We start from the raw sequence: 8,625 nt of genomic DNA on the forward strand, positions 1-8,625 counted from the left end.
GTAGAGGTTGGCCATAAAATGTCGTGACACCAAGATCCTCCCATCGGCGCCGAACGCATGGAACGTCCCGTTGAGCGTCTCCGACGCTCCCCAGTCATTGAGAATGAAGACGCCACCGTCCGTCACCGCGCCGTCGTTGGGCCGCGGCATCCGGCCTTCGACGATCACCCGTTTGCCATCCAGCAGGAGATACCGGCCGATACGGGATTGATCGGGCCCGCCATCGGCCCAGGCCAGCGTGAACCGCCCGTTGGGCGAGCGCGCGCGCAGCCCGATGAAATCGTGCGAGGCGATATGGATCGTGTTGCCGAAATCGAAATCGTCTTCGGCCGCATCGCCGTGCGGCGCGCCCTTCGATCCCATCAACCAGTTCCACATACCCATGACGGCATAGTAGGGCGAGCCGCGCCCCGCGGGGAAGCCCTCACGCTGTCTGTGGCTCGGCCGAGACGAGGTGCCGGATCAGGTTCGACAGGAAGAAATAGAGACCGACCAGGCCCTGGCGGGCTTCGGCGACGGTGACCTCGGCATGGACACCCTTCGAGGCGAGGTCGTTGAGCCGCCGGAAGAAGACTTCCAGATGGTCGAGTTCGGCCATGAGCAGATCCCGCGCGCTCGAATTGCGCAGCTTGACCCGCGCGAATTCCTGCAGCCGGTTGAGGTATTGCTGATCGCCGAGCTTGYGCTCCTGCCCGTCACTGCACTTTACCGGCTCCTCGCTGGTGACCGGCCAGAACAGATCGGCGGCTGCCTTCATCGCACGGCGCACCTCCGTCAGCACGAGCGCACAATCCTCGCCATCCTTGGAGGCGGCCAGTTGGCTCGCCTTGATCAGCTTCTGCACGACGTCGTCGGACCGGCCCCTGAAGTAATTGTGCACCTCCGCCTGAACACTGTGCAGGAAGTTATCCTGCTGCCGGCCCGCATCGAACTGGCGCTCGATCTCCAGCGCGTAGTTAAAGCAACGGGTCTTGAGACGCGCCTTGACCGTGTACAGCCCGGCAAGGCGCGTTCGCACGATCCCTTTCTGCTCTATGGCACTCAGCGTGAACTCTGCCACGTCGAACTGCGACAGGCCCGGTGGCGGCACGAGGTCGGCGAGCGTGTCCTGCCAACGCTTGATCTCGGACTCGATCTCACCCGCCGCGACGGGCAGGACGTTGGTGCGGTCGCCTTCGGCCTTGTCCGAGTCCTGGTCCATGCTTTCGATTGTATGCAGGTCGAGGTGACGATCCAGCGATCGCTCATAGATGAACTTCTTGGCCTCATCGTTGAGGTGCTGCGTTTCGTTGAACAGCGCCCGCGCGATTTCGGCTTTGCTTGGGTAAAGCTCGCGAAGGAAGATGGCGGCGAACAGGAAGTCCTTGCTTGCCCGCGCGACGCGCAGGCAAGCCATGACCGCGCTTTCAACGCGGTCATTCTCGATATGGTCGTGGATGCGCTCCAGCGCTGCGGCAATATCCATGGCATCTCGGAAGAGCAGACGAATCGTTCTATGATTGCATGGATATGCCACCGCGGCGATGCTGCAGAATAGCGGCCGAACCTGCCGTCATCACCGCTTTCGGGATATCACGGTGCGCCCGCGTGGGCCGTCTTGCTTCGCCGTCGCAGCGATCAGGTTGAGGCCAATATCATGCAGGCGTTTGAAGTACCAATCATACGCCCAGGAGGCTTCCTGTTTCGGCCGGGCCATCTTGGAGACCAGGCTCGCGATCTCGGGCTTCTCGAAGCCCATGATCTCCTGCGCATGCGCGAACCTGTTGCGTATCTTGCGGATGACCTGCAAGTCGGCGTAATCGCTCTCCGACAAGAGGTCGAGTGCGAACGCAAGGTCGCATTTGGCGGCGAAGGAACTGAGGGGGCCGTAACCTTGGAACAACCGTGCCTCCATGGCCTTGGTCATCGGGCGCATCACGCTTTCGAGGCATTGCCGGACTACGTCCTCGAACACGGCGACCGTCTTCAACACCGTCGCCGTCTGAGCTTCATCGATCCATCGCGGGGCGTCTTCCAGTAAGCGCGTGATCCCCTCCATGAAATCCTGCGAAACCGTGACCGGCCGGCGATCACCGGTTGCCTTGGCGGCCTTGGGAGTGGGTTTGCGCCGCGCCATTTATTCCATGTCCGTGTGCCGAACGCCGGCAATATCGTAGAGTTCGGCCAGCCACGCCGCCATGGCGGCGTCACGTTCCTCCTGTGATCCCGTCGCCAACTCGGCCTCGATGTGCCGCGCGTCGACATGGATCGGCTGGCTGATTTGGTGGCGGCCGATGCCGAGGCGCTTTCCCCGCAAGCCGACACCGCCCATGATCACCCGCAGCGGCGTGCCGTTACCGTAACTATTGGACAATGCCACAAAATTCTCGAGCACGCGCCCGAAGATGTTCTGCACATTCGTGGTCGGGATCAGATCGTCTCCTTGATGATGAACGAACATCTCCGTCGTCACGGCCCAGAACTCGCCGTTGGGAAACACTTGCGTGAATGCACGCGGTTCGGTCGCCGTGCCGTGCGGCTCGTAGGTGATGGCGCCATAGGCGTTGCGATCGCCGACGCCCATGTAAAGATTGCGCAGGAGGAGATCGACGCGCCGGTTCAGCACATCATCGTAGAGACGGGTGAGTTTGAGCGGCGTCGCGCGTGCCCCTACCGGCACGAGGCGCAGATAGAGCGCGTCCCGCCGGCTGAAACTGTAGTCAATCGCATCCGGCGGCGGCATACGGTTCTGCGCGAGGATCTCGCCCGGCTGGAAGAACACGGCCTCAGTGAACGTCGTGGGCGTCGGGACATGGTCCGGCGCTGCTGCCGCCGCCATGGTGAGGTAGGGGCGGAGCGCCGCGACGAACTGAACTTTAAGCTTGTCGCGTTCCGCCTTGATCTCCGCCTTGGAGGCGCCGGGCGCGAGACTGTAGTGCAGCGGCCAGGATTTTTGCCGCAGGTCGAACGGCAACGCATCGCCATCACCGTAATGAAGGTTCTGCACCATCAGTACTCGCCGCGCGCCGAGCGCGCGGTGCGCGTGCCCGTATTCGATCGCGACGTTGGAGTTGATGAGCTTCTTCCCGTCGGGCGTTTCGCCGACGAGCGTCACGTCGGCGAGGAACACATCGGCCTTCTCGATCTTCTCGAAAATCGTTGCCGCAAGATCGGGGCTTCCCGGCACACCCTGCCGGTCTGAGTCCATCGCAAGCCGTGACGCGGCGTCGCGCTCGACCGGCTCCAGCAACTCCTGGTCGGTCTTCAGCGTCTGGATAGCCTCGCGCAACGCGTCACGCACGAAGAAGCGGCCGATCTCCTTCGGGACGTCCGACTGCCATGACCAAAATAGTATCACGCAATACAACTCCTTCGAATCTCGCGAACCGGATCACACATTTGTACGTTCCCTGATATCCGCTTCAAGGCGCGTCCGCTGGCGCGGACCGAGGCTCCCATGATCCAAGCCGCGTCCCGGCCCTCAGAGGGCTTCGATCCCCACGCGGCATTTCACCGCGCTTGCTAAGAGGCTCAGCCACTCGCGCGCACAAGGGCCGCGATCCCAAATATGCTACATTTCCGCTAGTTAGGGCATCGCTCCAACCCGACGCAGCTAAGACATGGCTGCCTGCGTCTTCCGTCTGATCGTTTAAAGCAGGCTTCGTTTCCGAAATTCACGCAAACAGCGATTGAGCCACGACGTTCGCCGGCCACCGCGACGGAGGGGCGCGGCGCGTGCAAGGAACGCTCTTGTGCGGGTTTCGTACTCTAGCCTATAAGTTGTAGGAGCGGCGGCCACACCTTCCTGGCGGAGCCAATTCTCGTGGTCCAACCAAGTCGAAGTCCATGACTTCGACGCCTGCAAGTTCATTCCGGCATGATCCACATCTCACGCGTAGACCTAACAGAGCGGGGCATCCTGCTGCCGCACGATCGTGTGGGGATGGTGATCGCCCAACCGCATCTGACACTGACGCAGCAAGAGCCGTACAGGACTCCCCCTGCCGGCAGACCCGTGCTCTTGGGCAATCTGACTGCGACACTGGCTGTCTCGCGGGCCGCGCCTCATCAAGCCGAGAAAACGCATTTCACGATCTTCCCGGAATACAGCATCCCCGGTCTGGAGGGGGTCGACCTGATCGACGCCGCGCTCGCGGATGCGCAATGGCCAGCAGGAACGATCGTCATCGGCGGGGTGGATGCGCTCTCAAAGGCCGACTTCGCAAGTCTGGCCGGTCGCGTGGGTAGCCACTTCGATACCGAGCATAACGGGCTGGACAACATCGGCGCCGGCGAATGGATCAATTGCGCGATCATCTGGACGAAGGCCGAAAATGGAACGGTCGAACGCTGGCTGCAGCCAAAGCTTTGGCCAGCCTGGCAAGAGCAGACCATCTCCTATCAAAACATGTACCGGGGCAAATCGATCTTTTCCTTCAAGGGAACTTTGTCCAATGACCAGAAGTACCGTTTTTCCTCGCTTATCTGTTTCGACTGGATTGCCACGATCGGCACCAAGCGGTCGTGGCGATGGGCCCTCGATGATCTCGGCGTGCAAGCTGGCGAAGGCGAGCTGGCGCTTTCATGGATGTTCGTCATCCAATGCAACACGTGGCCGTCGCACCCATCGTTTATGGGCGAGATAGCGTCCTTCTTTGACGGAACGATTGTGCCGAACGTCCGGCGGGACCGCACATGCCTCGTGTTCGCCAACAGCGCAGGCAAGCCCGTCCCTGGGCGATCCGCGGTCTACGGCGGCACCAGCGTGGTCTTCTCACAACAAACGCTGTTTCAGGAAATGCCTTCACGGCCGACCGTCGCGAAGGGCGGTCAACGGTTCAGGGGCAATCCGCTGCTGAATCCCTTCCGCGATGCGTATTTCCGTGAGAAAGGCGCGTGCATTCATTCGTTCGTCCAGATCAATCCCGACTCCGTGATCGCTGGTGCGGCACACCGCACGTTCGCGGTCGATCGACCGTTCGTCTTCCCGCTGGCAGCTCCCCCCGATCCACGCACGCCATCCAACCTGGTCCCGGCCTGCGTCAAATGGATCAACGATGAGCTCGACGATGTAACGAGCCTCAGCGATTTGCAGCCTGCGGGCGACCTCGGCGCCCGTGCCGACGCCGCTCATGCCACATCGATTCAGGAGTTGCGCGCGCTCTCCGGATCCTCCTGCGACCGGGTGATCAAGTTGGCCACCGCACGCGAGGGTCAGGCCAGCGGACGTACCGCGTCGGAAGACAACGCAGATGCGTGGGACGCTGATGAACGCGGCGCCCTCGTTCACGTGGTGAATACGCTCGATCTGTTCGGCTTGTGCGGCGGGGTCACTGCAGGCGATCAAAATGCCGGACATGCCACGGTGTCGCTCGGCGGGAAGACGCTCGACCTGCTCGCAGTACGGGGCAAGACACATGAGCAATGCCACAAATACGCGCGAACCCAGTTCACGCCGAATACCCGCCGGCAGGCAATCCTGGTCACACGCGATCGTGAGAACCTGCCGCGCCGGCGCCGATCTGGTAGCATACTTCAAACCAGCGAGCCAAAGCTTGGTGACAAGCGCAAGATCACCGATCCCGAGGGCGCGATCATCCACGTCGATTATCAAGGATTGATCGCCGCCTTCATCGATGCGACCACCGTCGAAGAACTCTCACAAAAAGTTGCTGCCCATGTCGGCGCTTAACGAAGGTCACGCGGAAGCGGTAAAGGCGTGCCTCGGTCAGGTGCCGGGAGGCACCCTGTCAATATTGGAGGCAGGAGAAGGTCTCCCGGTCACCATCCTGCAAACCGATCGGGTCGTCGCCGCCTTTGCCTTTGCAGGTTCCGATCTGCACGCAACGTTCGAGGAAACCTACGAGGCGTTCAAGGCCGAGGCCGAGCGATCGAAGGACTGGGATGAATACGATCTGTCCTACGTGCTCTGCATAGCGCCAGACGCTGACAAGCTCGACCAGATCGCCTCGAACATCGAAACCGACGTCTATTTTTGCCGCAAATTCGTGGTACCACTCACCGAGCACGTCGGGAACGCACTCGCGCGGCTGCCCTTCCTGCCATTGACGCAACTTGACGGCCCGGCCCTTCGTCCGGCATCAGCCCAAACATTCCTTCAACAGTCCGGAGTTCCCACGACGCTGGCCCGGCAGATCGTGGTTCAACACGAGCGGAGTGCGGAACGGATCGTCGAAGCCTGTCTCGCCAACGAGTATGGGAGCCCGAAAGCACCGACACGCGTGGTGACATTATCCGCAGTTTCTGACGAACAGACCAGCGCGCCTGTGTTGCTGGAATCCGTCACGATCGAAAACTTCCGGGCATACCGCGCCCCGATGACGTTCGAGATCGGCAGCGAGATCACGGTGCTCTTTGGGCCCAACGGGTTCGGCAAGACCTCGTTCTTCGACGCGATCGACTTCGGCATCACCGGATCCATCGGCCGCCTCAAGATTACCGATAGCGACCGCTTCCGCGAGGTCGCAGCCCATCTCGACAGCAAGCCGGAGGATGCCCGGGTCGCCTTGACATATCAATCAGACGGGAAATCGCACACGATCGACAGAACAGTGTCCGACGCAGCGCATGCAACCCTGGATGGATCGCCGACCGACCGCAAGCCCATCCTCAAGCAGCTGACCAAGAGTGGGGAGGCCGTCGCCGAACGGATCGACAATCTCATCAGCCTGTTTCGTGCCTCCCACTTGTTTAGCCAGGACAATCAGGCGCTGACACAGAGTTTCAAGGATCATTGCACCCTTCCGCGCGAGATCGTCTCGCGCATGCTGGCGTTCGAGGATTATGAGAACGCGTTGAAAAAGTCCGCTAACATCGTGACTATACTCAAGAACGGCCTCGATGCGCTTTCTTCCGAGATATCGGAAACCACGACTTCCTTGAAAGCGGACAAGTCCGAGCTCGATGGTCTTCGTCGTACCATCAAGGACAAGTCGAACATTGGCGCCCTCAATGCCGAGCTGCGCAATTTGCGCGCCGCGTTGAAGGATATCGGCGTCGACGCCGGCTCTGGTGCTGCGGATGCCACCGCGGTACGTGGCTGGCGGGCGACGCTGGAGGCCCGGATCGCTGAAAGCGAGGGCAGGATCGCTCTTCTTTCCGAGCTTGCGAAAGAAGTCGTCCGGCTGCCCCCTCTCATCCGGGAAGGTAAGGACCTGCGCGCGCAGCTCGAAGCGGGCGATGCCCGCAGGGTGACTGCCGAACAAGCGAAAGCGTCCGTCCAGGAGCAACTGGACGCTGTCCGCAAGCGCGTTTCAGAGATCACCGCCCAGATCCGGCAGGCTCAATCGGCGCTCGACAATCTCAAATGGGTGCGTGATCAGCGCCCAGGCTACACAAGTGCGCTCAACTCGCTCAACGTCCAAACCGAGCGTCTCAATCGGGCGACCGAGGCGGTCGCCGCGGATCGCAACCGGTCAGCAACCGCCTCGGCCGATCTGCAGCAAAAATCCAATCAGCTCGCGATGTCCGTTGAACGGCAAACTGCTGCGAGAAAGCATTCCGCCGACCTGGAGGCACTTCGTGCGGCCTCGGGCCCGTGGAAGGCAAGTACCGACCGTCTCGCCGAAATCAGACAGCAGGAAGCGGCCCTGAACCAGACTTTGCTGGAGTTGCGTGCGGCAGAGCCAACGATGCAAGCGCAACTGGATGCGAGTACCCCACAGCAGACAGCCCTCGAGCGAGTGATCGCCGATGCCGATCGCAGCCAGTCCGAGCTGCGACAATTACTTTCCCAGCTGCAAAAGCATATCACGGACGGCAACTGCCCGCTGTGCGGCGTCGATCACGGAAGCCAGGACGAGCTCGTCCGTCACATCCAAGGGCAGATGACGCTCGACAGCGCGAGCACGGCACGCACCGAACTCGCCGGGCTGCGGCAGCGCATCCAGGAAATCACCCGCCAGCTCGCCGGAAATCGTGAAGCGCAGAAGTCTGCTCAAGCGCAGTTGAGCCAGCTCGCGAGCGAACGCATCTCCCGTGATCGAGAGATAAATCTCTGGATGGACACTGCAAATAGCCTCGGTCTGAAGACTTCTGCCGGTTTGACTGAATTGACCCGGCAGATCGCGGCCAATTCCACCGAAGCACGCAAGGAGATCGAAGACAGCAATGCTGCCGTGAAGGCGGCTGCGGATGCCGTCGATGCGGCAAAAGCTGCCCTCGACGCGCTCACCAAGTCGATTTCCCAGCAGGAGGCGGCGAGGACCGCGGCGAATACGGAACTGGAGCGAATTCGCAAGGGGCTCACGACATCGCGTAGCGACCCGCGCTTGAGTGGCGTGACGTTGGATTCGAGTGATGATGAATTGAATGAAGCGGAGCAAGATCGTGCGGGCCTGCTCGATGAGCTTCGCCGATCTCACGATGCCGCAACACAGGAACAGACTAGGCTGCAGGGACTGCTCGATGCGGAGTTACGCACCATCGCGGAGCTCACAGGCCAACTCCCGATCCTTCGTACGCGCACGAACGAGAACGAACAAGCGCGCAAGGGTATCATCGCGCGGCTTGCCGACGCCGGTTTACCGGACGATTCCGATGAGCAGGAATTGATCGACAAACTGGGTGAAGAAACCCAGGCGCTTGCCCGCCTGCGCGCCCTGCACCAACGTGTCGCAAGTGCCG

At 61.3% G+C, this 8,625-nt stretch carries 6 protein-coding genes and 1 pseudogene; 3 read left to right on the plus strand and 4 right to left on the minus strand.

Features of this window, described 5'->3' with window-relative positions; translation table 11 throughout:
* Window positions 1-363: pseudogene (locus tag AC1D00_RS15345) on the minus strand (tetratricopeptide repeat protein); the annotation flags it as partial.
* A 61-nt stretch (window positions 364-424) separates the two neighbouring features.
* A complete protein-coding gene (locus AC1D00_RS15350; protein WP_477011253.1) occupies window positions 425-1,201 on the minus strand; it encodes a hypothetical protein in 777 nt (258 codons plus the stop codon).
* Between the two features lie 12 nt (window positions 1,202-1,213).
* Between AC1D00_RS15350 and AC1D00_RS15355 the strand changes: the two genes are divergently transcribed.
* Window positions 1,214-1,537 carry a hypothetical protein gene (locus AC1D00_RS15355; RefSeq protein WP_477011254.1) on the plus strand — a complete coding sequence of 108 codons (324 nt, stop codon included), beginning with the start codon at window positions 1,214-1,216 and terminating at the stop codon, window positions 1,535-1,537.
* Window positions 1,538-1,555: 18 nt separating this feature from the next.
* Here AC1D00_RS15355 and AC1D00_RS15360 read toward each other — a convergent pair whose 3' ends face one another.
* On the minus strand, window positions 1,556-2,116 hold the full coding sequence (locus tag AC1D00_RS15360; protein WP_477011255.1) for an MltR family transcriptional regulator: 561 nt from the start codon (window positions 2,114-2,116) through the stop codon (window positions 1,556-1,558).
* Window positions 2,117-3,280 (minus strand): hypothetical protein, encoded by a 1,164-nt coding sequence (locus AC1D00_RS15365; RefSeq protein ID WP_477011256.1) that lies wholly within the window; start codon window positions 3,278-3,280, stop codon window positions 2,117-2,119.
* 576 nt (window positions 3,281-3,856) lie between these two features.
* Here AC1D00_RS15365 and AC1D00_RS15370 point away from each other — a divergent pair.
* Window positions 3,857-5,671, plus strand: a complete 1,815-nt coding sequence (locus tag AC1D00_RS15370; protein ID WP_477011257.1) for a hypothetical protein — start codon at window positions 3,857-3,859, stop codon at window positions 5,669-5,671.
* Window positions 5,658-8,625 (plus strand): AAA family ATPase (locus tag AC1D00_RS15375; RefSeq protein WP_477011258.1); only part of this gene is annotated, 2,968 nt, incomplete at its 3' end. The genes AC1D00_RS15370 and AC1D00_RS15375, both read left to right, overlap by 14 nt.

The organism is Bradyrhizobium sp. P2_E8 (genome assembly GCF_056403875.1).